Origin of the sequence: Spirillospora sp. NPDC127506 (assembly GCF_040302145.1) — a bacterium.
Classification (GTDB): Bacteria; Actinomycetota; Actinomycetes; order Streptosporangiales; family Streptosporangiaceae; genus Spirillospora.
In genome coordinates, this window is record NZ_JBEORG010000066.1 from 1 (window position 1) to 23,952 (window position 23,952).

Annotated in this window: 25 protein-coding genes; 10 read left to right on the top strand and 15 right to left on the bottom strand. The window is 74.0% G+C overall.

Going from position 1 to position 23,952, the window contains the following annotated elements; genetic code table 11:
- Positions 1 to 88 precede the first annotated feature (88 nt).
- Entirely contained in the window at positions 89 to 1,228 is a 1,140-nt protein-coding gene (locus ABTW95_RS33890; RefSeq protein ID WP_500228443.1) for a Gfo/Idh/MocA family protein, read from the top strand.
- A gap of 2 nt (positions 1,229 to 1,230) precedes the next feature.
- Positions 1,231 to 2,235 carry a sugar phosphate isomerase/epimerase family protein gene (locus ABTW95_RS33895; protein ID WP_396452836.1) on the top strand — a complete coding sequence of 335 codons (1,005 nt, stop codon included), beginning with the start codon at positions 1,231 to 1,233 and terminating at the stop codon, positions 2,233 to 2,235.
- A gap of 57 nt (positions 2,236 to 2,292) precedes the next feature.
- On the opposite strand, the gene ABTW95_RS33900 is transcribed toward ABTW95_RS33895, so the two are convergent.
- Positions 2,293 to 3,147 carry a TIGR03619 family F420-dependent LLM class oxidoreductase gene (locus ABTW95_RS33900; RefSeq protein WP_500228444.1) on the bottom strand — a complete coding sequence of 285 codons (855 nt, stop codon included), beginning with the start codon at positions 3,145 to 3,147 and terminating at the stop codon, positions 2,293 to 2,295.
- Between the two features lie 65 nt (positions 3,148 to 3,212).
- On the opposite strand from ABTW95_RS33900, the gene ABTW95_RS33905 reads away from it, so the two are divergent.
- Entirely contained in the window at positions 3,213 to 3,698 is a 486-nt protein-coding gene (locus ABTW95_RS33905) for a MarR family winged helix-turn-helix transcriptional regulator (RefSeq protein WP_500228445.1), read from the top strand.
- Between the two features lie 13 nt (positions 3,699 to 3,711).
- Here the strand turns inward: ABTW95_RS33905 and ABTW95_RS33910 are convergent, their stop codons facing one another.
- Both ABTW95_RS33910 and ABTW95_RS33915 read right to left on the bottom strand, forming a co-directional pair.
- Entirely contained in the window at positions 3,712 to 4,404 is a 693-nt protein-coding gene (locus tag ABTW95_RS33910; RefSeq protein WP_396452840.1) for a cupin domain-containing protein, read from the bottom strand.
- 9 nt (positions 4,405 to 4,413) lie between these two features.
- Positions 4,414 to 5,331: an NADP-dependent oxidoreductase gene (locus ABTW95_RS33915; protein ID WP_396452847.1), complete on the bottom strand. Its 918-nt coding sequence runs from the start codon at positions 5,329 to 5,331 to the stop codon at positions 4,414 to 4,416.
- Between the two features lie 80 nt (positions 5,332 to 5,411).
- On the opposite strand from ABTW95_RS33915, the gene ABTW95_RS33920 reads away from it, so the two are divergent.
- Positions 5,412 to 5,870, top strand: a complete 459-nt coding sequence (locus tag ABTW95_RS33920) for a LysR substrate-binding domain-containing protein (RefSeq protein WP_500228446.1) — start codon at positions 5,412 to 5,414, stop codon at positions 5,868 to 5,870.
- Here ABTW95_RS33920 and ABTW95_RS33925 read toward each other — a convergent pair.
- Positions 5,867 to 6,451 carry a Uma2 family endonuclease gene (locus ABTW95_RS33925; RefSeq protein WP_396452843.1) on the bottom strand — a complete coding sequence of 195 codons (585 nt, stop codon included), beginning with the start codon at positions 6,449 to 6,451 and terminating at the stop codon, positions 5,867 to 5,869. The genes ABTW95_RS33920 and ABTW95_RS33925 overlap by 4 nt on opposite strands.
- Before the next feature lie 210 nt (positions 6,452 to 6,661).
- On the opposite strand from ABTW95_RS33925, the gene ABTW95_RS33930 reads away from it, so the two are divergent.
- The 4 genes from ABTW95_RS33930 to ABTW95_RS33945 all read left to right on the top strand — a co-directional run bounded on the left by ABTW95_RS33930 (position 6,662) and on the right by ABTW95_RS33945 (position 10,752).
- Positions 6,662 to 7,222: a DUF1707 SHOCT-like domain-containing protein gene (locus ABTW95_RS33930; RefSeq protein WP_396452845.1), complete on the top strand. Its 561-nt coding sequence runs from the start codon at positions 6,662 to 6,664 to the stop codon at positions 7,220 to 7,222.
- A gap of 112 nt (positions 7,223 to 7,334) precedes the next feature.
- Entirely contained in the window at positions 7,335 to 9,905 is a 2,571-nt protein-coding gene (locus ABTW95_RS33935) for a hypothetical protein (RefSeq protein ID WP_500228447.1), read from the top strand.
- An 80-nt stretch (positions 9,906 to 9,985) separates the two neighbouring features.
- Positions 9,986 to 10,213 carry an RNA polymerase subunit sigma-70 gene (locus ABTW95_RS33940; RefSeq protein WP_500228448.1) on the top strand — a complete coding sequence of 76 codons (228 nt, stop codon included), beginning with the start codon at positions 9,986 to 9,988 and terminating at the stop codon, positions 10,211 to 10,213.
- Positions 10,210 to 10,752, top strand: coding sequence for a hypothetical protein (locus tag ABTW95_RS33945; protein WP_500228449.1), 543 nt, complete (start codon positions 10,210 to 10,212; stop codon positions 10,750 to 10,752). Before ABTW95_RS33940 ends, ABTW95_RS33945 begins: the two co-directional genes overlap by 4 nt.
- Before the next feature lie 205 nt (positions 10,753 to 10,957).
- Here ABTW95_RS33945 and ABTW95_RS33950 read toward each other — a convergent pair whose 3' ends face one another.
- From ABTW95_RS33950 to ABTW95_RS33965, 4 genes are all read right to left on the bottom strand, one after another.
- On the bottom strand, positions 10,958 to 11,143 hold the full coding sequence (locus ABTW95_RS33950; RefSeq protein ID WP_396451994.1) for a hypothetical protein: 186 nt from the start codon (positions 11,141 to 11,143) through the stop codon (positions 10,958 to 10,960).
- A gap of 144 nt (positions 11,144 to 11,287) precedes the next feature.
- Complete coding sequence (locus tag ABTW95_RS33955; protein WP_396451992.1) at positions 11,288 to 13,138, bottom strand: DUF8508 domain-containing protein; 1,851 nt, start codon at positions 13,136 to 13,138, stop codon at positions 11,288 to 11,290.
- Positions 13,139 to 13,204: 66 nt separating this feature from the next.
- Positions 13,205 to 14,293, bottom strand: coding sequence for an alcohol dehydrogenase catalytic domain-containing protein (locus ABTW95_RS33960; RefSeq protein WP_396451990.1), 1,089 nt, complete (start codon positions 14,291 to 14,293; stop codon positions 13,205 to 13,207).
- 66 nt (positions 14,294 to 14,359) lie between these two features.
- Positions 14,360 to 14,551, bottom strand: a complete 192-nt coding sequence (locus ABTW95_RS33965) for a ferredoxin (RefSeq protein ID WP_396451988.1) — start codon at positions 14,549 to 14,551, stop codon at positions 14,360 to 14,362.
- A gap of 162 nt (positions 14,552 to 14,713) precedes the next feature.
- On the opposite strand from ABTW95_RS33965, the gene ABTW95_RS33970 reads away from it, so the two are divergent.
- Entirely contained in the window at positions 14,714 to 15,427 is a 714-nt protein-coding gene (locus tag ABTW95_RS33970; protein WP_500228450.1) for a class I SAM-dependent methyltransferase, read from the top strand.
- Here the strand turns inward: ABTW95_RS33970 and ABTW95_RS33975 are convergent.
- The 7 genes from ABTW95_RS33975 to ABTW95_RS34005 form a co-directional block, all read right to left on the bottom strand.
- On the bottom strand, positions 15,424 to 16,539 hold the full coding sequence (locus tag ABTW95_RS33975) for a prenyltransferase (RefSeq protein ID WP_396451984.1): 1,116 nt from the start codon (positions 16,537 to 16,539) through the stop codon (positions 15,424 to 15,426). The genes ABTW95_RS33970 and ABTW95_RS33975 overlap by 4 nt on opposite strands.
- Entirely contained in the window at positions 16,529 to 17,290 is a 762-nt protein-coding gene (locus ABTW95_RS33980; protein ID WP_500228452.1) for a class I SAM-dependent methyltransferase, read from the bottom strand. Before ABTW95_RS33980 ends, ABTW95_RS33975 begins: the two co-directional genes overlap by 11 nt.
- Positions 17,291 to 17,330: 40 nt before the next feature.
- Positions 17,331 to 18,626, bottom strand: a complete 1,296-nt coding sequence (locus ABTW95_RS33985) for a glycosyltransferase family 4 protein (RefSeq protein ID WP_396451983.1) — start codon at positions 18,624 to 18,626, stop codon at positions 17,331 to 17,333.
- 28 nt (positions 18,627 to 18,654) lie between these two features.
- Positions 18,655 to 19,890, bottom strand: a complete 1,236-nt coding sequence (locus ABTW95_RS33990) for a cytochrome P450 (RefSeq protein WP_396451981.1) — start codon at positions 19,888 to 19,890, stop codon at positions 18,655 to 18,657.
- A 30-nt stretch (positions 19,891 to 19,920) separates the two neighbouring features.
- Positions 19,921 to 21,195: a cytochrome P450 gene (locus tag ABTW95_RS33995; protein ID WP_396451979.1), complete on the bottom strand. Its 1,275-nt coding sequence runs from the start codon at positions 21,193 to 21,195 to the stop codon at positions 19,921 to 19,923.
- 198 nt (positions 21,196 to 21,393) lie between these two features.
- The gene (locus tag ABTW95_RS34000; RefSeq protein WP_396451977.1) at positions 21,394 to 22,413 is read right to left on the bottom strand and encodes an MBL fold metallo-hydrolase; all 1,020 of its coding nucleotides are present in this window, start codon (positions 22,411 to 22,413) and stop codon (positions 21,394 to 21,396) included.
- A gap of 40 nt (positions 22,414 to 22,453) precedes the next feature.
- Positions 22,454 to 23,611: a steroid 3-ketoacyl-CoA thiolase gene (locus tag ABTW95_RS34005; RefSeq protein ID WP_500228451.1), complete on the bottom strand. Its 1,158-nt coding sequence runs from the start codon at positions 23,609 to 23,611 to the stop codon at positions 22,454 to 22,456.
- A gap of 214 nt (positions 23,612 to 23,825) precedes the next feature.
- On the opposite strand from ABTW95_RS34005, the gene ABTW95_RS34010 reads away from it, so the two are divergent.
- Positions 23,826 to 23,952 (top strand): SCO2583/SCO2584 N-terminal domain-containing protein (locus tag ABTW95_RS34010; protein WP_500228453.1); only part of this gene is annotated, 127 nt, incomplete at its 3' end.

Sequence of the window (23,952 nt, forward strand, 5' to 3'; positions counted from 1 at the left end):
GCGGCCGCGGCGGAGCGACGGCCGCCCGGCGCCGCCCGGGGGACCGGGGGCCGTCCCCCGGGAAACGACAGAGAGAGGTGAGCTGAACATGACGACCGTCGGAGTCGGGATGGTCGGGCACGCGTTCATGGGGCGCGCCCACTCCCAGGCGTGGCGCAGTGTCGGGCCGTTCTTCGGGCCGCCCCTGACGCCCGTCATGGCCGCCCTGGCGGGACGTTCCGCCGACCGCGCCCGCGCCGCCGCCGAGGCGCTCGGCTGGGCGGCCGTGGAGACCGACTGGAAGGAGCTGCTCCGCCGCGACGACGTCCAGCTCGTCGACATCTGCACGCCGGGCGACAGCCACGCCGAGATCGCGGTCGCCGCGCTGGACGCGGGCAAGCACGTGCTGTGCGAGAAGCCGCTCGCCAACTCCGTCGCGGAGGCGGAGGCGATGGCCGCGGCCGCCGACCGGGCGCGCGAGCGCGGCGTCCGGTCGATGGTGGGGTTCAACTACCGGCGCGTCCCGGCGGTCACGCTGGCCCGCCGGCTGGTGGAGGAGGGGCGCATCGGCACCGTCCGGCACATCCGGACCCAGTACCTCCAGGACTGGCTGGCCGACCCGCGGGCCCCGTTCACCTGGCGGCTGGACCGCGAGCGGGCCGGGTCGGGGTCGCTCGGCGACATCGGCGCGCACATCATCGACACCGCGCAGTTCATCACCGGGCAGTCGCTCGTCGGGGTGTCGGCGCTGCTGGACACGTTCGTCCCGGAGCGCCCCCTGCCGGACGGCGGCACGGCGCGGGTCACCGTGGACGACGCGGCCCTGTTCATCGGCCGCACCGACGGCGGCGCGCTCGCCTCCTTCGAGGCCACCCGGTTCGCGACGGGGCGCAAGAACTCGCTGCGCATCGAGGTCAGCGGCTCGTCCGGCGCCCTGTACTTCGATCTCGAATCGCTCAACGAGCTCTGGTTCTACGACCGGGCCGACGGCGACGCGACCGCCGGGTTCCGCCGCATCGTCGTGACCGAGCCCGTCCATCCGTACGCGGGGCACTGGTGGCCGCCCGGCCACATCCTCGGGTACGAGCACACCTTCACCCACCAGATGGCCGACCTGCTCACCGCCATCGCGGACGGCACCGACCCGCGCCCGTCGTTCGCCGACGGCCTGCAGGTCCAGCGCGTCCTCGCCGCGGTCGCGGACAGCGCGGAGGCCCGCTGCTGGGTCGACGTCGAAGGGAGCAACTAGCCATGGCACGACCGATCACCCTGTTCACCGGCCAGTGGGCGGACCTGCCGTTCGAGGAGGTCTGCCGGCTCGCGTCCGGCTGGGGCTACGAGGGCCTGGAGATCGCCTGCTGGGGCGACCACTTCGAGGTCGACAAGGCCCTCGCCGACGACGACTACGTCCCGCGGAAGCTGGAGACGCTCGCCAAGCACGACCTGAAGGTCTGGGCGATCTCCAACCACCTCGTCGGCCAGGCCGTCTGCGACAACCCGGACGAGCGGCACAAGGCGATCCTGCCGGAGCGCATCTGGGGCGACGGGGAGCCCGAGGGCGTCCGGCGGCGCGCCGCCGCCGAGATCGAGGACACCGCCCGCGCCGCCGCGAAGCTCGGCGTCGACACCGTCATCGGCTTCACCGGCTCCTCGATCTGGCACACGGTCGCGATGTTCCCGCCCACCCCCGACGCGATGGTGGAACGCGGCTACGCCGACTTCGCCGAGCGCTGGAACCCGATCCTGGACGTGTTCGACGAGGTCGGCGTGCGGTTCGCGCACGAGGTCCACCCGAGCGAGATCGCCTACGACTACTGGACGACCGTCCGCACCCTCGAAGCCATCGGGCACCGCCCCGCGTTCGGGCTGAACTTCGACCCGTCCCACTTCGTGTGGCAGGAGCTCGACCCCGTCGGCTTCCTGTTCGACTTCCGCGACCGGATCTACCACGTCGACTGCAAGGACACCAAGGTCCGGACGGGCGACGGCCGCCGCGGCCGCCTCTCGTCCCACCTGCCCTGGGCGGACATGCGGCGCGGCTGGGACTTCATCTCCACCGGCCGCGGCGACGTGCCCTGGGAGGACGTGTTCCGCGCCCTCAACGCGATCGGCTACGACGGCCCCATCTCCGTCGAATGGGAGGACGCCGGGATGGACCGCCTCCAAGGCGCCCCGGAGGCCCTGGAGTTCGTCCGCGCCCTCAACGCCATGCAGCCGCCGGAGGGCGCTTTCGACGCCGCCTTCTCCTCCGACTGACGCGCGGCGCGCCGCCGTCCGTGAGGCCATGCGCACGGGGGGCGGCGCGCCGTTCCCTCAGGCCGCCGGCCGGGCGCCCAGCCTCCGGGGGGCGTGGTCCCTGACGAACTGCTCCAGGTCGGAGGCCGGGACGCCCATCGGCGGGACGACGATGAGCCTGTCGACGCCCAGCTCGCCGTACTCCCGGACGTACCCGGCGTCCGGGAGCTTCGGCGGGCTCACCGAGATGTGCAGCGGCGCGGCCCGGCCGGCCTCCTGCTCGGCGGCACGCAACCGGGCGAGCAGATCGGCGGCGGCGCGGCGCCCGAGCATCCACCCGTACCAGCCGTCCGCATGCCGGGCCGCCCGGCGCAGTGCGGCGGGGCTGTGCCCGCCGGTCACGACGGGGATCGGCCGCTGCACGGGGCGCGGGTGCGCGTCCACGCCCGCGAAGTCGGCGTGGCGGCCGTGGAAGGCGGGCGCTTCGTCGTACCAGAGCGACCGCATCGCCGCCAGGTACTCGTCCGTCCGCGCCCCGCGCCCCTCCGGCGGGACGCCGACGGCGCGCAGCTCCGGCTCCAGGTACCCCGCCGCCGCGCCGAAGATGAGCCGCCCCTCGCTGAGCACGTCCAGGCTGGCGAGCTGCTTGGCGAGCACCAGCGGATTCCGCTGCGGCAGGACGACGACCCCGGTGCCGAGTGCGATGCGCCCGGTGCGTCCGGCGAGGTGCGCCAGGGCGACCAGCGGGTCGAGGAACGGCGCGTCCGGCTCCATCGGGGACGGCGCGACGCGCGGGCTCGGCAGGACAACATGGTCGCCCGCCCATACCGAGTCGTATCCGAGGTCCTCGGCGAGTCCGGCGAGCCGCGCGGCGACGCCCGGCTCGGCACAGGCGTGCACGTTCAGGGCGAACAGCCCCAGAGTTGGTTGCATCTCTGGATAGTCGAACTTTTCTATTATTAAGTCAAGCGATGATCGAGCTGCTATAGCCTGCCGCCATGGCGGAGGAGTCGATGCGGGGCGGTCTGCCGGAGGGCCTCGCGTCCGTGGCGGGCTTCCAGCTGTCCAAGTGCGGGTGGTGGCTGGAGCAGCGGCTCGAAGAGGAACTGCAGCCGCTCGGCATCCGGGTGCGGCACTTCCTGGTGCTGGCGATGCTCAGCACGTCCGGCGCGCTGTCGCAGCAGGAGATGGCCGGCTACCTGCTGCTCGACCCCACGCTGATGGTCGGCCTCGTCGACGAGCTGGAGGCGCGCGGCCTCTGCGAGCGCACCCGCGACCCGCGCGACCGGCGGCGCTACTCCGTCCGCATCACCGAGGACGGCCTGGCCCTGCACCACCGGGCCCGCGCGCTCGCCGACGAGGTGGGCGCGGACGTCTTCGGCCCCCTGACGGACGACGAACTGCGCACGGTGGTGAAGGCGATCGGCCGCGTCATGGAGCCGTTCTGGGCCGAGCAGCGGGTGCGCCCGCGCCGTAAGCGCTGAGACGCCGTAGGCGCTAAGACAGGGCGCGGAAGTCGGTGAAGTCGAAGCCGGGGGAGACGACGCAGCTGACCAGGACCTCCTCGCTCCCGGCCGGACGCGCCGCCTGCCAGACACCGGGCGGCACGACGGCCTGCGGGACCTGCCCGTCCGCCAGGCGGTCGCCGAGCATCACCGTCTCCGGGTTCCCCGACGGCCGTTCGCCGGCGCCGTCCATCAGCAGCGCCAGCGGCCCGCCCCTGTGCCACAGCCACACCTCGGCGGACCGGACGGCGTGCCACATCGACTCCTCGCCCGGCGGCAGCAGGAAGTAGATGGCGGTGGCGCTCGCCCGCTCACCGGGATAGCCGTCCGGTGCGAAGGAGACGTCCGACCGCCACGTCTCGCGGTACCAGCCGCCCTCGGGATGCGGCAGCAGGCCGAGCGCCGCCGCCGTCGCGGGCCGGTCGAGCAGCGCGACGTGCCGCCCGTCCGGCCCGCGCCGCAGGTAGCGGACGCGGGCCGCCGCCGTCTTGTCGATCACCCCGCGGGCCGGCACCGCGCCCGGCTCGGGGTCCAGCGCGACCGCGACGACCTGCCCCTCCTCGAACACGTCGTCGGCGACCGCGAGCGCGCCCTCCTCGGGCGTCCAGGCGGCCCCGGACTCGGGCAGGACGAAGCGCGGGCCGGGCTCGGCCTCCCAGGCGTCGAGCGTCGTGAGCAGCAGCACGCACCGAGCCTAGACGGTCAGGACGATCTTCCCGGTGACCCGGCCGGTGGCGCCGCGTTCGTGCGCCTTCGCGGCGTCCTCCAGGGGGAAGACGGAGTCGATCTCGGCGCGCAGCGCGCCGGCCTCGGCGAGCGCGGCGATCTGTGTCATCGCGTGGTGGTCCGGCTCGACCAGCAGGGTCTCCGTCCGGACCCCGTCCGCGTCCAGGTCGGCGAGGTCGCTCAGCACGAGCGACACGAGCACGCCGCCGGGCCGCAGCACGCGCAGGGAGCGCGGGCCGTAGTCGCCGCCGATCGTGTCGATCACGATGTCGGCGTCCCGCACGGCCTCGGCGAAGTCGACGGCGCGGTAGTCGATCGGCTCGTCCACGCCGATGCCGCGCAGGAAGCCGTGCTTGCCCGCGCTGGCCGTGCCGAGCACGTACGCGCCGCGCGCCTTGGCGATCTGCACGGCCAGATGCCCGACGCCGCCCGCCGCCGCGTGGATCAGCACCCGCTGCCCTTCGCGCACGCCCGCGGTATCGACCAGGGCCTGCCACGCCGTGAGCGCCGCCAACGGCAGGGCACCCGCCTGCACGTGGTCGATACCGGACGGTTTGGCCGCGAACGTCCGGGACGGCGCCGCCACGTACTCGGCGTGCGAGCCGGCCCCGAACGGATACCGCAGCATCCCGAAGACCTCGTCGCCGGGCTTGTGCAGCGTCACGCCGATCCCGACCTTCTCCACCACCCCGGAGACGTCCCACCCGAGGACGAACGGCGGCTTCCCGAGGAATCCGCCGCGCGCCCGGTGCTTCCAGTCGGTCGGGTTCACCCCGGCCGCCCGCACCCGCACGAGCACCTCCGTGGGCCCCGGCTCCGGCCGCTCGACCTCGACCACCTTGAGCACCTCGGGTCCGCCGAGAACGTCCTGCCGGACCGCCCGCATGAGTTCCGCCATCGTCATCCCCTTTCCACGGCCTATAGCCACCAAGTCCGGGACGGCCGGTTACATTTCCGAGCGTTCACTTGCGGCGTGTCGCCCCCATAGGCGCGCTCATAGGGGCAACACGCCGCAAGTCGACGGGGCGGGGGCGGCGGACGAGGACGACGCCGCCGACGGCGAGCAGACCGCCGGCGACCGCCAGGAGCGAGGGCGGGTCGCCCAGCCAGGAGCTGATCCAGCACGCCTGCGCCGCAGCCGGCTTCGCGCCCGACGTCGCCGCCACGTGCGCCGACTACCGCTCGATCCTGGCCCTCGTCGGCGCCGGGACGGGAGTGTCCCTCATCCCCGAACTCGCCCTGACCGGCTGGGCGCGCCTCCCGTCGCCCTGCTGCCGACCCGGCCCCGCGTCTCCCGCCGCATCAACGCGCTCGTCACCGGCCGCGCCGAGTCGGCCGCCGCCGCCCGCGCCGTCCTCGACGCGCTGCCGGACCACGCGCAGGACCTCTGACGGCCCGCCCGCCCGGCGCGAAGATCGCGGCTAGTCCATCTCGGAGAGGCGGGCCGGGTCGAACGCGATGGGGTAGGGGCGGTCGAGGGCGACGGTCTCGCCGGAGCGGGCCTTGCCGGCCACCTCGTAGCGGTCGCCCCTCAGTTCGAGCATGGTGATCGTGGGGCGCGGCTCCAGGTCGACCAGCCAGTAGTGGGGGATGCCGGTCGCCGCGTACTCGTCGACCTTGCGCACGCGGTCGATCTGCTCGTTGACGGTGCGCGGCGTGACGACCTCCGCGACCAGGATGAGGTCGGGGCCGTAGTAGGTGCGGGTCCGGCGCTCCAGGGCCGCGCGGGCGACGTCGCGCGCCACGGCGAAGACGTCGGGCTTGCGGACGCCGGACGGGGTCGTCACGTCCTGCGGGGCGCCGGCGATGTGGACGTCGGCGTCGGCCTGGCGGGCCGCGTCCTTGAGGATCGCCTTCAGCCGCTCGGCGGCGTGGTCGTGCCACAGGTCGCCCGGGAGCTCGTGCAGCCAGCCGTCCGCGAGCTCGTAGCGGCGGCCCTCCTCGGGCAGCGCGTCCAGGTCGTACAGCGTGTACGGGCCGTGCGCCCGGCCGAGCGTCCCGCCCATGGATCGTCCCCCCCTCGCCGCTCGATCTACGGGCTGCTTCGAACCTAGCGGACGAGCGTCCGAACGGCGGGTAGGCATGATCGCGCGTCGGGATGCGGCCGAATGTCTCGAAAACCGAGCGGCGGCGAGTTACGATGTATCGCGTCTTGACCCTCCATCGGCTGGAGGGTGCAGGCTGCGGAGGCCGGCCCGCCTCGAAGGGGAGAAGCGATGAGCGTCGAGCAGCATCCCGCGCCCGCACTGCGCGCCTCGGACCGCGACCGCGACGAGATGCTCGTCCGGCTGCACACCGCCTTCGCCGAAGGGCGCCTGGACGAGCCGGAGCTGGACGAGCGCATCGACCGCGTCCTCGCCGCGCGCACCCACGACGAGCTGGGCGCCGTGGCCGCCGACCTCCCGTCCGGCCGGCGGGTTCCCGGGGGCCGCGGGGGCGGCCCGGTGGGGCGCTTCCAGGTCGCCTACAAGAGCTCGGTCACGCGCGCCGGGAGCTGGCGGCTGCCCGAGCGCTACACGGCGGTCGTCTACAAGGGGTCCGGCACGCTCGACCTCCGCTCCGCCGAGCTGGAGGGCCCGGTCACGACCCTCCGGGTGCTCGCCTACAAGTCGGGAGTGGAGATCATCGTGCCGCCGGGTGTCCGCGTGGAAGCGGACGGTGTGGGGGTCTCCGCGGAGGTGCACGGTGACCCGCCGCCCGGCGCGCCGGTCGTCCACGTCAGGGGTTTCGCGTACAAGGGAACGATCCGGGCGAAAGGTCTGATACTTCGGCCCTGAAGTGATAGAACGCTCCAGCGGCCCCCATTGGCCGCCGTTCATGCGGATGTCGGTACACGGCGTCCCATGGCGCGATTTGATGGTGGTCCTACAGGACCGTGAAGGAGCGCGTGTGACGGCGAGGACCCCGGAGCAGGACGAGGCCCCGCGGACGGCCGAGGACGGGTCGGCGGGCTCCCGCGAGGTCCGGCGGCGGCTGACGTTCGGCGTCGCCGGCGACATCGCCGACCTCCGCGCCGCCCTGTCGCCCTGGCAGCGGGCCTACGAGGCCTGGCGCTCGGCCGGGCTGAGCTGGGGGCACGGCGCGCCGCCCCGCGAACGCGCGGACGACCGCGACGCGGTGGCGGCCGAGAGCCCGGCCGGCGAGGCGGAGCCGGAGGCGGCCGAGCCGGCGCCGGAGCCCGCGTCCGAGAAGCCCGCCGCTGAGAAGCCCACCGCTGAGAAGCCCAGCTCCGAGAAGGCCGCAGCCAAGAAGGCCGGAGCCAAGAAGCCGGCGCCCAAGAAGTCGGCGCCCGTGAAGCCCGACCCCGGCGACGTCCTGGTCGCCGGCCCGCCGCGGCCGGCGCCGGAGCCCGCGCGGCGGCCGCCGCTGTGGCGGCGGCTCCGCACGCGCGCGGCCGTCGGCGCCGGGCTCGCCGTGGTCGCCGCCGGGACGATCGTCGTCGTGGCGCAGCGCGCGGACGCGCCGGCCGAGCCGGCCGTCCGCGGCCCGATCGCGGCGGACGAGCTGTTCGCCCTCGACCCGGCCGCCGCGACCGACGGCCTCGTCCAGGACCTCACCGCGATCGCCTCCGCCGGCGCCGCGGTCGTCGCGGCGGGCACCGAGGGCGACGGCGCGCCGGGACGGCGGCGGGCGCGCTTCCTCGTGTCCGCCGATTCGGGGAGCACCTGGAAGCTCGCGGTGGTCCGCACACCGGACGGCTCGACGCCCCCGCCCGGCGAGACGCCGCAGTTCGTCTCCGGCTCGCCCGGCCACTGGGTCGCGCTCGGCCGGGCGCCCGGGGGCTCCGCCGTCGCGTGGACGAGCAAGGACGCCGCGACCTGGACGCGCCACCCGCTCGGGAACGCCGTCACGCCGGCCGACGAGGTCACCGGCCTGACCCGCACCGGCCAGGGCTTCCTCGCCGTCGGCGCCTCGAAGGGCCGCGCCCTCACCTGGACGTCCGCGGACGGCCGGGAGTGGCGGCGCGGCGGCGCCATCACGAGGATCATCGGGTTCGACGGCGTGGCGGCCTCCGGGAACGTCCTCATGACCCACGGCACGTACCCCAGGAAGGTCACGCAGAAGAAGGGCCGCAAGAAGGTCACGCGGACCGTGCGGAGCGAGGGCCTCTGGTACTCGGCCGACGGCGGCCGCACATGGACCGGGGTGAAGGTGCCGGCCCAGTCGCAGGGCTCCTACGGCCCCATGAAGGGGCTGTCGGCCGGTCCGGCCGGGTTCGCGGCCGTCCGCGAGGGCAAGCAGACCACCGGGCGCAAGAAGCACCGCAGGACCAAGCGGTTCGGGGTCCTGCTCACCTCCCCGGACGGCCGGAAGTGGCAGGTCGCGAGCCGGTTCGGCGGGTCCGGCATCGAGAGCTTCGGCGCGGCGGCGTCCGGGTACGCCGTCGTCGTGGGCGGCGCGAAGGGCGCCCACGCCGTCCTGCGCAGCACCGACGGCCGCACCTGGAAGCAGGAGGGCGGCATCCCCGCGCCCGTCCGGTCCACCGGCCTGGCGGTCACCGCCGCGGGCGGCGTCGCGATCGCCGGGCACCAGGGCGACGACGCCTACCTGCACGGCGTCGACCTGCGCGCCGTGCCCGGCGCCGTCCACGCCGAGCGCTCGATCGCGGCGCTCGCCGCCGGCCCGGGCATCTCCGTCGCGGCGGGAAGCACCAACGGCCGCGTCGCGATCTGGACCGCCCCCGACGGCCTGCGGTGGACGCGGGCCCAGGTCCCCGGCACCGGCGGGCGGCTGTCCGACGTGGTGCACGGCGGCAGCGGCTGGCTGGCGGTGGGCCGGGCGTCCGGCGCCTCGCCCGCGCCGCTGGCGGTGACCTCGCAGGACGGCCTCGCCTGGCAGAAGACCGCATTCCCGGCCGGGCCGGCGCCGGCGGCCGCCGCCGCGGGACCGGCCGGCTACGTCGCGGTCGGGCCCCGCACGGCCTGGCGCTCCACCGACCTCCGGACCTGGAAGAGCGCCGGTCTCGACGGCGCCCCCGCCGACGTGGCCGCGACGTCCGGCGGGTACGCGGCGGTCGGCGCCCGCGGCAAGGCGCCCGCCGTCTGGACGTCGCCCGACGGCGAGAAGTGGACGGCCGCCGAGCTGCCGCCCGGCCTCACCGCGCCGCTCACCCACGTCGCCGCGAACGGCGACACCCTGGTGGCGGTCTCCGCCACCGCGGTCGCGCTGGTGTCCGCCGACGGCGGGAAGACGTGGGCGCAGCGCAACATCGGCCCCGGCCTGACCGCCGCGGCCGTCGCGCCGACCCCGCGGGGCTTCGTCCTGACCGCGAGTTCGGGCGAGGACGGCGCCGTCCTGGCGTCCGCCGACGGGACGACCTGGCGCCGCCTCGACGTCGGCGGGCTCGACGGCCCCGGCGACCAGCGCCTCACCGCGCTGACCGCCATGGGCGGCACCGTCCTGGCCACGGGCACCGACAACGGGGCGCCGATCCTCTGGCGCGCGCCCGCCCCGGAGTAGACGGCCCGGCCCGCCGCTCCGCCGCCGGCGTGTTGTCAGCCTGGGCTGACAAATCGGCGTTGTCAGCTTAGGCTGACACCATGACGTCCATGAGGGAGCTGGCGGAGGCCGCCGACAGCGCGGACCCCGCGGCGGGCCTCGCCGCCGTGGCGGCGCTGCGCAGGCTCACCGACGAGCTGGAGGCCCTGCACGTCCGCAACGCGCGGGCGCAGGGCTGGTCCTGGCAGGCCGTCGCCGACGCGCTCGGCGTGCGGCGCCAGTCCGTCCACAAGAAGCACGCCGCACGGCTGGGCGGGGAGAGGCGATGACGATGCTCGACAGGTTCACCCCGGACGCGCGGCGCACGATCGTCCGCGCGGGCGTCCTCGCCGCGGAGGCGGGGCGCGGCACGCTGAGCGACGCGTTCCTGCTGCTGGCGCTCGCCGAACGCCGCCCGGTCGGGGCCGCGCCCGCCGACATCGCGGCGGCGGTCGGCGCGGCGCCCGGCCGCGACCGGGAGCTGCTCGCCGCGCTCGGCATCGACCTCGACGAGGTGCGGCGCCGCGTCCGGCGGTCGACCGCGCTCGACGCCGGCGACCCGGCGCTGTGGACGCTGCGGCGCGCGCCGCTGCGCCCGCTCCGGGTCGTGCTGTCCGGGCCGGGCACGGCGGTCGTGCTGGACGAGGGCGGCCGCAAGGCCGTCGAGGTCGCGCTCTGGGCCGCCCGCCGCGCGCGCCGGGCGCGGGCGGGCGTCGACGATCTGCTGTGGGGGCTCCTCGCCGACGGCGCCGGCGAGGCGGTGCGCGTCCTGCGGAGGCTCGATGCCGACCTCCGGGCGCTCTGGGCCGGGCTGGGCCCCGCGGCCTAGAGGTCAGCCGTTGCAGCCGCAGGAGCAGCCCTTCGGGCACGAGCATCCGCCGCCATGTCCGCAACTGCAGTCTTTTTTCGTCATGAGCGGAACGTAACTTCTGCGGCACTGTGCGGTCTATGACCGGGGCGCGACGTGCCCCTGTCGTGAAGGACACGGGCCGCCCCGTGGCGGGGACGCGCGACGGCCCGTGCCCGGTCGGGGGTCAGAACTCGATGTGGAAGTCGACGCCGAGCAGGACGAGAACCCACAGGAATATGGCCAGCAGCGCGCTGATGATGCGCTCGACGAGTCCCTCGTCGATGTAGCCGCGGTCCCAGGCGATGAACACGCCGATGATGAGGTAGATGAGGGTGAGAAGGCTGATGTGCGGCCGATATCGTCTCGCCATGGAAGGCGTCTCCTCCGGCTGGGGGGTCTGACGATCCGTCGCTGCCCGGGCCCGCCGGGAGAAAACACCGGCGGCGTTCGGGGACGTGCCGCGCCGATCTTTTTGGTATCTCCCAAAACCGGGGAGCCGTACCTGCCGGACCGCCTACCCGCCGGACATGTCGATGCGCACCACGGTCGGGTCGTGCTCCCCGGCCCGCGCGGCGAACTCCGCGTTGCGGTGCACGATGTCGAACTCGTGCCGGTGCCTGCGCAGCGACCGGCTGAGCAGGATGTGGTCGAGGTCCTCGCTGTTGCCCGCGGTCACCGCGGTGTAGCGGTCGCGCGCCGGCAGCGACGCGGGGAGGTCGGTGAGCCCCGCGCCGGCGGTCAGGGTCCGGACGGGCACGGACGTCCCGCCGGTGTTCAGCTCGCCCGCGACGATCACCCGGGCGTTCGCGTCCACCCGCCGCACCGAGTTCACGAAGCCCGCGACCACGCGGGCCTGCGCGTCGCGGCGCCACTCGGTGGGCCGGGACGGCGGCTGGTGCCGGCCGAACAGCGGCTGGTCGTCCCCGGTGCGCGGGTACCACCGGTTCGCGATGACGATGACGCGGCGGCCCTTCCACGTCAGCTCCCCGGCGAGCGGCTTGTGCGCGCCCGCCCAGGCCGCGGCGCGGGGCGCGATCCGGCCGGGGCTCAGCGTCAGCCCGGCGGTGCCGCCGCGCCGCACGGCCCGCACCGGGGTGACCGCCGGGTCGGGCCGGTCGGGCGGCTCGTCCGGGACCGGCTCGCCCGGGGCGGGGCGGTCGACGAACGCGAGCCCCCGGTCGGTGCGGAACAGGAAACCGGCCCGCTCGTTGGCGCCGTCCTCGCCGCCGTCGGCGTTGTCGCGCGGGTCGACCGACCGCCAGTCGTAGGCGGGGCCGCCCGCCGCGCTGATCGCGGTGATGAGCTGCGCGACGGTCTGGTCGGTGGCGACGGTGCCGTCGTCGCCCGGGCCGCTGTTGTCGCCGACGCCGGTGACCGCGATGAGGTCGGGGGAGCGCAGCCCGTGCACGATGTCGTCGGCGAGCGCGGTGAAGCGGGCGGGCGGCGCGTCGGGGTTCAGCCCGTCCAGCGCGGCGGTGGCGACGGCCATCTCGCCGGGCCGCTGCGGCCGGGTCGACTCCCGGGCCAGCGCGCCGGCGGCGCGCCGCGGGGTCGCGGTGAGCAGCAGCTTGTAGTCGCCGTAGGTGTAGTCGAGGACGCCGCGGTTCGCGCCGGGCAGCCCGTCGCCGACGTTCATCCCGGGCAGCGGCGCGAGCGCGTCGTCGAGGATGACCCGCTCGGGGTTGGCGTCGCGGTCGCGGAGCAGGATGCCGCCGCGCCCGGTGCGCACCCCGGCTCCGGCGCCGTTCGCCGGCAGCACGGGCAGCTCGCCGTAGCGGGTCGGGCCGACCGCGACCGCGTCGTCGATCTCGATCAGCATGCCTTCGAGCGACTCGTAGAAGTCGATGGCGTCGCGGCGGGGGTCGAACGCGCCGCCGCGCTCGACGTTCCCGTGCCCGCGGTCGACCACGCTTCCGGGCGGGCGGCGCCCGCGCCGCCCGCCGAGGACGGTCGCCGGGGGCGGGGCGGCGCCGTGCGCGGCGACGGAGACCGCGGTGGCGTCGATCTCGGTGCGGGTCAGCCCGCCGGCCGCCGCGCCGCCCGGCCGGAACTCGCCGACCCGGCCGGTCACCCGGACCGCGTCGCCGACCGCGGTGCCCGGCCGCCGCCCGGTGTAGACGAAGACGCCCTCGGACGTCGCGGCGCTCCTGTCCGGATGCGGATCCTGCATCCAGAACCCGTTGACGGCGAGCGCCGTCACGACGCCGGGCACCCGGGACACCCGCGCGCCGTTCAGCGGCGAGACGTGCGCCGCTCCCTGGACGTCGTGGATGCGGACGGGCCGCCCCGCCGCCTGGGCCGGCGCGGCGAGCAGGGGCGCGGCGAGGGACGCCGCGGCCAGGACCGTCCCCAGACCGTTGATCACGCGAAGGATGATACGGGCGGGGCGGCCCCGGCCGTGCGGGAGTCGCCGACTGTCCGGGCGCCCGGGCTAGTCGAACAGGACGACCTGGCGGATCACTTCGCCGTCGTTCAGCGCGCGGACGGCGTCGTTGAGGTCGGCGAAGCCGATCCGGCGGCTGATGAGGCCGTCGATGTCGAGCTTCCCGGCGCGCCACAGGTCGACGAACAGCGGGATGTCGCGCTTGAGGTCGCAGCCGCCGTACAGGGACGCCTTGAGGCTCTTGCCGTCGAACAGCAGGGCGAACGCGGTCTGGCTCCAGTTGTCGTCGTAGGAGCCCGCGCCGACCACGATGACGTCGCCGCCGCGCCGGGCCGCGTTCCACGCCGTGGTGATCGCGGCGGACTTCCCGACGGCCTCGAAGACGTAGTCGAAGCCCGCGCCGCCGGTGAGCAGGCCCTTGGTCTCCTCCAGGTCGTCCAGCGTCGCGGTGTGCGTGGCGCCGAGCCGCTCGGCGACCGGGTGCTTGGCCTCGTTCGGGTCGATCGCCAGGATGGTGGACGCCCCGGCGATCCGGGCGCCCTGGATCACCGAGAGCCCGATGCCGCCCGTGCCGACCACCGCGACCTTGGAGCCCGGCTTCACCTTCGCGGTGTTGATGACGGCGCCGAGCCCGGTCGGGATGCCGCAGCCGAGCAGGGCCGCGTACTCGAACGGGATGTCCTCGGCGACCTTGACGACGCCGCGCCGGGGGAGCACGACCTCCTCGGCCCACGTGCCGCAGCCCGCCATGCCGAACGCCGGGCTGCCGTCGCCCAGCTCGAATCCGGGCCGGCTGAACGACTGCGCGAGGTAGGTCATGCACAGGTACGGCTCGCCGCGCAGGCACTCGGCGCACTCGCCGCAGTCGGGCGTCCAGTTGATGACGACGTGGTCGCCGGGCTGCACGCCGGTCACCCGCTCGCCGACCTCCGCGACGACGCCGGCGCCCTCGTGGCCGATGACCGTGGGCAGCGCGGACGGCAGGACGCCCGTCATGGTGGACAGGTCGGAGTGGCAGACCCCCGTCGCCTTGATCGTGACCTTGACCTGGTCGGGGCCCGGATCGATCGTCGTGACGTCGTCGCGCAGGTCGAGTTCCTTGTCGCCGACCGCATGCAGGACCGCGGCGCGTGCCATGGCTGCCTCCACATCGAGGAGAGGGAAGTTGGGTGAGAGGGGACGGGGGACAGAGGCGGGGGCCGGCTACTCCTCCAGCGTGAGCGCGGCCTTGGGGCACGACCGCACCGCGTGCCGGACGCGGTCCTGGTGCTCCGGCGGGACGTCCGGCAGGAGGATCGTGAGCTCGTCTTCGTCGTTGAGGTTGAAGACCTCCGGTGCGAGCCCGACGCACACGGCGTTCGCCTCGCACACCAGCGGGTCGACTCGTACTCTCATCGCTTCTCCGTTCCAGGGTCGATCGTGCTCGCCAACTTACCGAACCGGGTTCGGGAGAGGGTGCTCACCCCCGAAAGTAGAACACGTTTCAGTCTGCCGGAGCAAGACTCGGGTCTCACGCCGCGGAGCCCGGATAGTAGGGTGCCCGGACGGAGGAGATCGATGACCCATACCAAGGCGTCCACCGGGCCGGGGACGACCGGCCGGACCGCCCCCCCGATGCCCGCCGGCCTGCTGCGCGCCGCGCGCGCCGCCAAGGGCTTCATGCCGGACGACGAGGGCCTCGCGCTGTACGAGACGGCCCTGGAGTACGGGGCCCGCCTCGCGGGGACCGGCCCCATGCTGGAGGTGGGCACCTACTGCGGCAAGTCCGCCGTCTACCTGGGGGCCGCGGCCAGGGCGTCCGGGACCGTCCTGGTCACCGTCGACCACCACCACGGCTCGGAGGAGAACCAGGCCGGCTGGGAGTACCACGACCCGTCCCTGGTCGACCCGAGCACGGGCCGGATGGACACGCTGCCCACGTTCCGCAGGACGATCGGGTACGCCGGCCTTGAGGACGAGGTCGTCGCCATCGTCGGCCAGTCCCGCACCGTGTCGGCCTTCTGGCGGACGCCCCTGGCGCTGCTGTTCATCGACGGCGGGCACGCCGAGGAGCACGCGCAGGGCGACTACGAGGGCTGGGCCCCGCACGTCGCCGCCGGAGGAGCCCTCGTCATCCACGACGTGTTCCCCGACCCCGCGGACGGCGGCCAGGCGCCCTACCACGTCTACCTGCGCGCCCTTGAGAGCGGCGCGTTCGAGGAGCGGCGGGTCGCGGGGTCGCTGCGCGTTCTGGAGCGCGTCGGCGACGCCGATCCGCTGAGCCCGGCCTAGACCCGGTTGGCCGCCGGCACGAGCGCGCACCCGCACGCCAGCGGGTCGGACGCCTCCGAAGGCCCGAGCGGCCGCCCCGCGATCTCCTTGAAGATCCGGGAGGCGGGGGAGGCGTCCGCCAGCGCGTCCGCCGCGAGGATCACCGCGGCCGCCGTGTAGGTGGACCGGTCCCCGGGGAAGTGCCGCTCGTTCTCGAACTGCCAGCCCGTCCAGTACGAGCCGTCCTCGTGCCGGAGGTGCTGGACGGTCGTGAACAGCTCCAGCGCCCGGTCCCGGTCGCCGGCCGCGTCCAGCGCCATCACCAGCTCGCAGCTCTCCGCCGCCGTCACCCACGGCTGGTCGGACACGCAGCGGCAGCCGAGGCCCGGCACCACGAACGTGTCCCAGTGCTCGTCGAACCGCCGCGCGGCGTCCGCGCCGCGGACCGGGCCGCCGAGCACCGGGTAGTACCAGTCCATCGACCAGCGGGACTTGTCGGCGAACGCCTCCGGGTGCGCGGCCACCACGTGCCCGAGCTGGTCGGCGGCGAGCTCCCACTCCGGCTGCGGCGCGCCGAGGTGCTCGGCCAGCGCGACCGCGCAGCGCAGCGACTGGTAGATCGACGAGCAGCCGGTGAGCAGCGCGTGGTCGGACGGCTCGCCGCTCTCGTGCCGGATCCAGATGATCTCCCCGCGCCGGGTCTGCAGCCCGAGCGTGAAGTCGATCGCCCGCCGCACCGCCGGCCACATGTGCCGCGCGAAGCCCTCGTCCCCGGTCGCCAGCAGCTCGTGCCAGACGCCGACCGCGAGGTAGGCGGCGTGGTTGGACTCGCCGCCCGGCTCGGTGACCTCGCCGAGCACCCACTTCGCGGGCCACGACCCGTCCGGCCGCTGGACGCCGCGCAGCCACTCGTAGGCGCGCCTGGCCTCCGCGCCGAACCCGGCGACGGTCAGCGCCATCGCCGCCTCGACGTGGTTCCAGGCGTCCACGTGGCCGGGCACGCCGCCGACCGGCGAGAACCACGGGATCGCGCCGGACTCCTCCTGCTGCGCGACGATGCTGCGCGCCGTCGCGACGACGTCGTCCGGCGTCAGGACCCCGGGGACCGAGGGCGGTGCGGTCTCAGACCGCATCCGCCGTCTCCTTGGCCGGGGCCGCGGGGGTGCCCGGCGTCGCGGGCTTGGCGAAGTACACGACGACGCTCTTGCCGATCAGCGGGTTCATCACCCGCTCGGCGAGCCGGGTCGCCAGCGGCCGCTTCATGATGTCCCAGACGAGGATCTGGTGGTACGCCCTGGCGAGCGGGTTGCCGTCGTTGTTCACCCCCACCGCGCACTTGATCCACCAGTACGGGGAGTGCAGGCCGTGCGCGTGGTGGTGGCCGCCGACCTTGAAGCCCACCGACTTCAGCTTGGCCTCCAGCTCGGCGCGCGTGTAGATGCGCACGTGCCCGCCGGGGGCGGTGTGGTAGTCCTCCGACAGCGCCCAGCACACCCGCTCGGGCAGCCAGCTCGGCACCGTCACCGCGAGCCTGCCGCCCGGCCTGAGGACGCGCAGCAGCTCGCGCATCGCCCGCATGTCGTCGGGGATGTGCTCCAGCACCTCGGAGGCGATGATCGCGTCGAAGTGGTCGTCGGGGAACGGCAGGTCGAGCGCGTCACCCTGCACGGTCTCGGCGGTCGCGTCCGCGGGCGCCTCGCCGGCGAGGCGCATCGCACCGAACATCTTCTCGACCCCCGCCAGCTCTTCGGCGTCCTGGTCGAAGGCGACGACGTGCGCACCCCGGCGGTACAGCTCGAAAGCGTGCCGTCCGGCGCCGCATCCCATGTCGAGGACGCGGTCTCCGGGAGTGACGCGGAACCGCTGGAAATCCACGGTCAGCAGGGTCGTGCTCCTTCCATGTGGACGTCCGGCGGACGTTCCCTCACTTGACTCCGGCGGCGAGCCGCCGGTAGTTCTGCTGGGCGATCGCCGCCCGGTAGTGCTCGACGGTGGCCTGCGCCACCGCCGGCCAGGCGAACCGCCGCTGGACGCGCGCGAGCCCCGCGGCACCGACCCTCGCCCGCTCCTCGGCGGAGTCGTGCAGGCGGTGCAGGGTCGCGGCCAGCTCCTCCACGTCGCCGGGCTGGACGAGGACGCCGGCGTCGCCGACGACCTCGGGCAGCGCGCCGGCGCGGCTGGCGACCAGCGGCGTCCCGGAGGCCATGTGCTCCACGGCGGGCAGCGAGAAGCCCTCGTAGCGGGACGGGACGACGGCGATCTCCGCGGAGGCGAGCAACTCGCCCAGCTCGCCGTCGCTGATCCCGCTGACGAACCGCACCCGGTCGCCGAGCGCCAGCTCCCGGACGAGCTTCTCGGTCGGGCCGTCCTTCTGCGGCCTGCTCACCACGACCACGTGCACGTCGCGCTCGGTGGCGACCTTGGCGACCGCGCGCAGCAGCACGTCCACGCCCTTGATCGGCGCGTCGGCGCTGGCCATCGCCACGATCCGCCCCGGGACGCGCTCGCCGCGCGGGTGGAAGATGCGGGTGTCGACGCCGAGCGGCAGGATCTCGATGTCGCGCGGGTCGACCTTGAAGTCCTTGACGATGTCGACCTTGGACGACTCCGACACCGTCAGCACCGGGCCGATGCGCCGCGACACCTGCGCCTGCATCCCGACGAACCCGTACCAGCGGAACTTGCCGAGCTTCTCCTTGATGCCGCGCGCGGCCTCGATCTCGATGCGCCGGTCGACGCTGATCGGGTGGTGGATGCTCGTCACCAGCGGCAGCCCGAGCCGGGCGATGCCGAGGTTGCCGAGCCCGAGGACCTGGTTGTCGTGCACGACGTCGAAGTCGCGGCGGCGGCGCTTCAGCAGCCGCAGCGCGCGCAGCGAGAACGTCAGCGGCTCGGGGAAGCCGCCGGTCTTCATGTGCGCGAACTCCAGGACGTCCACCCAGTCGCGGAACTCGCCGAGGGCCGGGGTGCGGAACGGGTCCTCGTCCCGGTACAGGTCCAGGCTCGGCAGCTTGGTGAGGACGATCTCGTCCCGGTCCAGCTCGGGATACGGCTGGCCGGAGATCACCTCGACCGAGTGCCCGAGGTCGGCCAGCTCCCGGCTCAGATGCCGGAGGTAGACGCCCTGGCCGCCGCAGTGCGGCTTGCTCCGGTACGAGAGCAGGGCCACCCGCAGCGGGTCGCCCGGGGACGGACCGCCCGCTTCGCCTGTCTCACCCACGCCAGCCCCTGCCCACGCACCACTCCCGTCAGTCGAGGGACGCCGGACGCACACGCACCGGCATCTCCTTAATGCCGTTGATGAAACTAGACCTTAGCCTGCGAACGTTACCGCTGAGTTCAATATTGGGCACCGTGTCCAAAAGTGTTTCGAAGAGCACACTCAGCTCGAGTCGGGCGAGATGGGAACCCAGGCAGAAGTGGGGCCCGCCGCCGCCGAACCCGATGTGGGGGTTCGGGTCCCGGCCCACGTCGAAGGCCCAGGGGTCGTCGAAGACCGCCTCGTCGCGGTTCGCGGAGGAGTAGAAGACGACGACCTTGTCGCCCTCCGCGATCTTCTTGCCGCGGAGCTCGACGTCCCGGACGGCGGTCCGCCGGAACATGTTCACCGGGGTGACCCAGCGGACGATCTCGTCCGCCGCCGTCCGCACCAGCGACCGGTCGGCCTTCAGCCGCTCCCACTGCTCCGGGTGCTCGAGCAGCGCGAGCATGCCGCCGGTCGCCGCGTTGCGGGTCGTCTCGTTCCCGGCGACCGACAACAGCATGACGAACAGCTCGAACTCGTCGCCGGTGAGGACCTCGCCGTCGGCGTCCGGCTGGAGCAGCTTCGTGACGATGTCCTCGCGCGGGTTCTCCCGCCGGTCGGCGGCCAGGACGTTGGCGTACGCGTACAGCTCCGTCGCCGCCGCCTGGCCCTCCTCCGGCGTGCGCTGGAACTCCGGGTCGTCCCCGCCGATCAGCGTGTTCGACCAGGTGAAGATCTTCTCCCGGTCCTCCGGCGGGGCGCCCAGCAGCTCGCAGATCACGTACAGCGGCAGCGGCGCCGCCAGGTCCCGGACGAAGTCGGCCTCCTCGCCCCGCTCCACCGTCTCCGCGACGAGCCCGCGGCAGATGTCCCGGATGTGCTCTTCCAGCGCGGCGATCGCGCGCGGGGTGAACCCCCGGTTGACGATGCTCCGCTTGCGCGAGTGCTCCGGCGGGTCCTGGTTGAGCATCATCATCCGCTGCAGGACGAGCTGCTCCTCGGGCTGCTCGTCGAACAGCGCGAGCCGCCGCCATGACGAGAACAGCTCCGGATGCCGCGACACGTGGACGACGTCCTCGTGCCTGGTGACCGCCCAGAACGGCGGGTAGTCCCGCTCGGGGTCGCCGTGGTGCCGGTGGACGGGGTCGTGCTCGCGCAGCCACGCCAGCTGCTCGTGCGGGATGCCGCCGCGCTCGTACGCGCCGGGGTCGACCAGGTCGATGTCGGGAGTGGTGGTCATCGCCTCGAACCTCCTCGTCCGGAGACGCCGTCAGCCCCCCAGCGGGGCGGACGGTGTGAAGCTCACCGGGATCTCCTTGTAGCCGTTGACGAAGTTGGACCGGAGCCGGCGGGGCTCGCCGGCGAGCCGGATGTCGGGCATCCGCTCCAGGATCGTCTCAAAGATGATCCGCAGGTTCATCCGGGCGAGGTGCGAGCCCAGGCAGAAGTGCGGGCCGCCGCCGCCGAACCCGATGTGCGGGTTCGGGTCGCGCCCCACGTCGAAGGTGTAGGGGTCCTCGAACACCCGCTCGTCCCGGTTGGCCGAGCCGTAGAACACCACGACCTTGTCCCCGGCCTTGATCTCCTTGCCGCCCAGCTCCGTGTCGACGAGCGCGGTCCGGCGGAACTGGTTGATCGGGCTGACCCAGCGGACGATCTCCTCGACCGCCTTCGGCAGCAGGCTCCGGTCGGCGCGCAGCCGCTCCCACTGGTCGGGCCGCTCGAAGAAGGCGAGCATGCCGCCCGCCGTGGCGGTCCGGGTCGTCTCGTTCCCGGCGATCGACAGCATGATCACGAACAGCTGGAACTCCTCCAGCGTGAGCGTGTTGCCGTCCGGGTCGGGCGACAGCAGCTTGGTCACGATGTCGTCGCGCGGCGTGGTCGCGCGCGCCGCCGCCAGCTGCCCGGCCCACTCGGCGAACTCGGCCGCGCACATCGTGGACTCCTCGCGGCCCCCGATGAACTCGGGGTCGTTGAACGCCACCAGCTTGTTCGACCAGTGGAAGATCTTCTCCCGGTCCTCCAGCGGCGCGCCCAGCAGCTCGCAGATCGTGTACAGCGGCAGCGGCGCGGCGAACTTCTCCACGAAGTCGCACTCGCCGAGCGGCGCGGCCTCGTCGATCAGCTCGTTGCAGATCTTCCGGATGTGGTCCTCCAGCCGGCCGATCATCCGCGGCGTGAAGCCCTTGTTGACCATGGAGCGCAGCCGCGTGTGGTCCGGCGGGTCCTGGAACAGCATCATCTGGCCGTACATGGCGATGTCCTCGTCGGAGAACTCCTCGAACATCGCCGTCCGCTCATGCGACGAGTAGGGGTTGGCGCGCCGCGACACCGACACCACGTCCGCGTGCCGCGTCACGGCCCAGAACCCCGGGACCCCCTCGTTCGGGTCCGGGTGCCAGTGCACGGGATCGTTGTCGCGCAGCCACTGGAACTGCCGGTGCGGGATCCCTCCGCGCTCGTAGACGCCCGGATCGATGATGTCGATCTCGGGAGCGCGGAACACCCGCTCGGTGGAGGCGATGGTGGTTGCCGCAAGTGCCATGGATGACCCTTCGCGCCGGCCCGGAGCCGGCCTCTAGACTGAGCGCTTGCTTGGGGACAGATCTAGAACAGGTTCTAACATGAGACTCCAGTCTCATCAAGGCCCTGGAGCCGTGGAGTGACCCACACCGCACCCCGCGTCCGGCCGGGCACCGGCCGGCCCGCCTGCGAGACGCGGCTCCGGAGCGGTCCCGGCCCGTCAGCGCAGGACGTAGCGGAGCGGGTCGTCGGTGCCCTCGCGGCGGGCGACGCCGCGGGTTTCGAGGGTGCGGACGTGGGCGGCCGCCTCGGCCGCCGCCATGCGGCGGGCCTGCTGCGACATCTCCGCCCACGGGTGGCGCCAGGTCAGGCCCGCCGTGAGGTCCCACAGGGTGGTCGCGGACGGGGAGAGCAGCGCCGCGACCTCGGCGAGGCGGTCCTCGTGGTGGGCGATGATCTCGCGGGCGCGGCCGGAGAGGCCGGTGAAGCGGAACTGGTGGGCGGGGAGGACCTCGTCCACGCCCATGGCCGAGACCTTGTCGAGGGAGCCGAGGAAGTCGCTCAGCGGGTCGACGTCCGGGGTGTCGTACGGGTACAGGCCGATGTGCGGGGTGATGCGCGGCAGGACGTGGTCGCCGGTGAAGATGCGGTCGCCGTCCTCCAGGTGGAGGCAGATGTGGCCGGGGGAGTGGCCGGGCGTCCAGACGGCGCGCAGGCGGCGGCCCGGGACGTCGACCAGGTCGCCGTCCGACAGCTCCCGGTCCGGGATCGCCGGCGGGGAGACCGGGATCTGCCGGGCGGGGCCGGCCAGATCGGACTCGGCGGCGCCCGCGCGGCGCAGGGCGGTCAGCTCGAACCGGCGCCTGCCCCCCATGCCGGCGGCGTGGAAGAGGCGGACGATGCCGGCGTCCGCGTGGTGCATGGCGATCCACGCGCCGGACTCCTCGCGGACGCGGCCGGCGAGCCCCGAGTGGTCGGGGTGGAAGTGCGTGACGACCACGCCGTGCACGTCCGCGACGTCGATCCCGAACGAGCCGAGCCCGTCGCGCAGCGCCGCCCAGGCGTCCTCGTGCTGCCAGCCCGCGTCGATCAGGACGGGCCCCTTCGGGCTCTCCACCGCGTACACCAGCGTGTACGCGAGCGGGTTGTCCGGGATGGGGACGGGAACGCTCCACAGCCCGCCGCCGAGGTCCTCAGGTTCCGGCTGCACCGAGACCGCCTTTCGCGCCCGCCAGGGCATGGGAACGCCCCGGCGGGTGGCGGCCGGGGCGGATGACCGGTCAGATCCGTTCGAGGATGGACGCCGTGGACAGGGCGCCGCCCGCGCACATCGTGATGAGGGCGGTCCCGGCGTCGCGGCGCTCCAGCTCGTGCAGCGCGGTCGTGATCAGGCGGGCGCCGGTGGCGCCGACCGGGTGGCCGATGGCGATGGCGCCGCCGTTGACGTTGACCTTGTCCATGTCGGGCTTGTGGACCGACGCCCAGGACAGCACGATCGACGCGAACGCCTCGTTGATCTCGGTGATGTCGATGTCGTTCATCGTCAGCCCGGAGCGCCGGAGGACGCGCTCGGTCGCCTGCACCGGGCCGTCCAGGTGGTAGTACGGCTCGCCGCCGACGAGGGCCTGCGTCCTGATCCGGGCGCGCGGCCGCAGGCCGAGCGCCTCGGCCTTCTCCTCCGACATCAGCAGGACGGCGGCGGCGCCGTCGGAGATCTGGGACGAGGTGCCCGCGGTGTGCAGCGCGTCCGGCATGACCGGCTTGAGCTTGGCGAGGCCGTCGGCGGTCGTCTCGCGCAGGCCCTGGTCGCGGGTGACCTCGCGGGTCTCGCCGGTCGGGGCGCCGTCGGCGTCCAGGACGGGCGCGGTGACGGGCGCGACCTCGCGGTCGAAGCGGCCGTCCGCCCACGCCTTGGCGGCGAGCTGCTGCGAGCGGGCGCCGAACGCGTCCAGGTCGGCGCGGGTGATGCCGCGCCGGGCGGCGATCCGCTCGGCGGCCTCGAACTGGTTCGGCATGTCGAGCGACCAGTCGTCCGGGCGCGGGTTCGCCGGCAGGACGTTGCTGCCGAGCGGCGCGCGGCTCATCACCTCGACGCCGCAGCCGATCGCGACGTCCACCGCGCCGGCGGCGATCTGCGCCGCGGCGAGGTGGACGCCCTGCTGGGACGATCCGCACTGCGCGTCGATCGTGGTGACGCCGGTCTGCCAGGGCAGCCCCGCGTACAGCCAGGAGTAGCGGCCGATGTGCCCGCCCTGCTCGCCCGCCTGGGTGACGCAGCCCGCGAAGACCTGCTCGACCTCGGCGGCGTCGATGCCGGACCGCTCGACCAGCGCGTTCAGCGCGTGCGCGAGGACGGCCATCGGCTTCATGCCCGCGAGCCATCCGTTGCGCTTACCGAGCGGCGTGCGCACCGCCTCGACGATCACCGGGGTACCCATGCGGTCTCCTTCTAGAACGCGATTCGCCTTTTGAATGTAACGTGTTCTACCTTCGCGCGGAACGGCCGCGTCCCGATGAGCAGGAGTGGCGGGCGCCACACGGGGGCGGGCGCCCGCCGGGCGGGCCGGTCTCCGGCGGGCCGGCTTCGGGGTGAGGGATCGCCGGAGGCGTCGACTAGCCTGGGCACTCGACACCCCCGCGCCGGAGAACCCCATGGCCGCAGATTTCGACGAGCCCGTGTTCGACGAAGAATTCGTCAAGAGCGCCGTGTTCACCGAGCCGTCCGCGCGCGAGCGCGCCCGGCCGCCGAGCCGCCGGGAGCGGCGGCGCACCCGCCGCG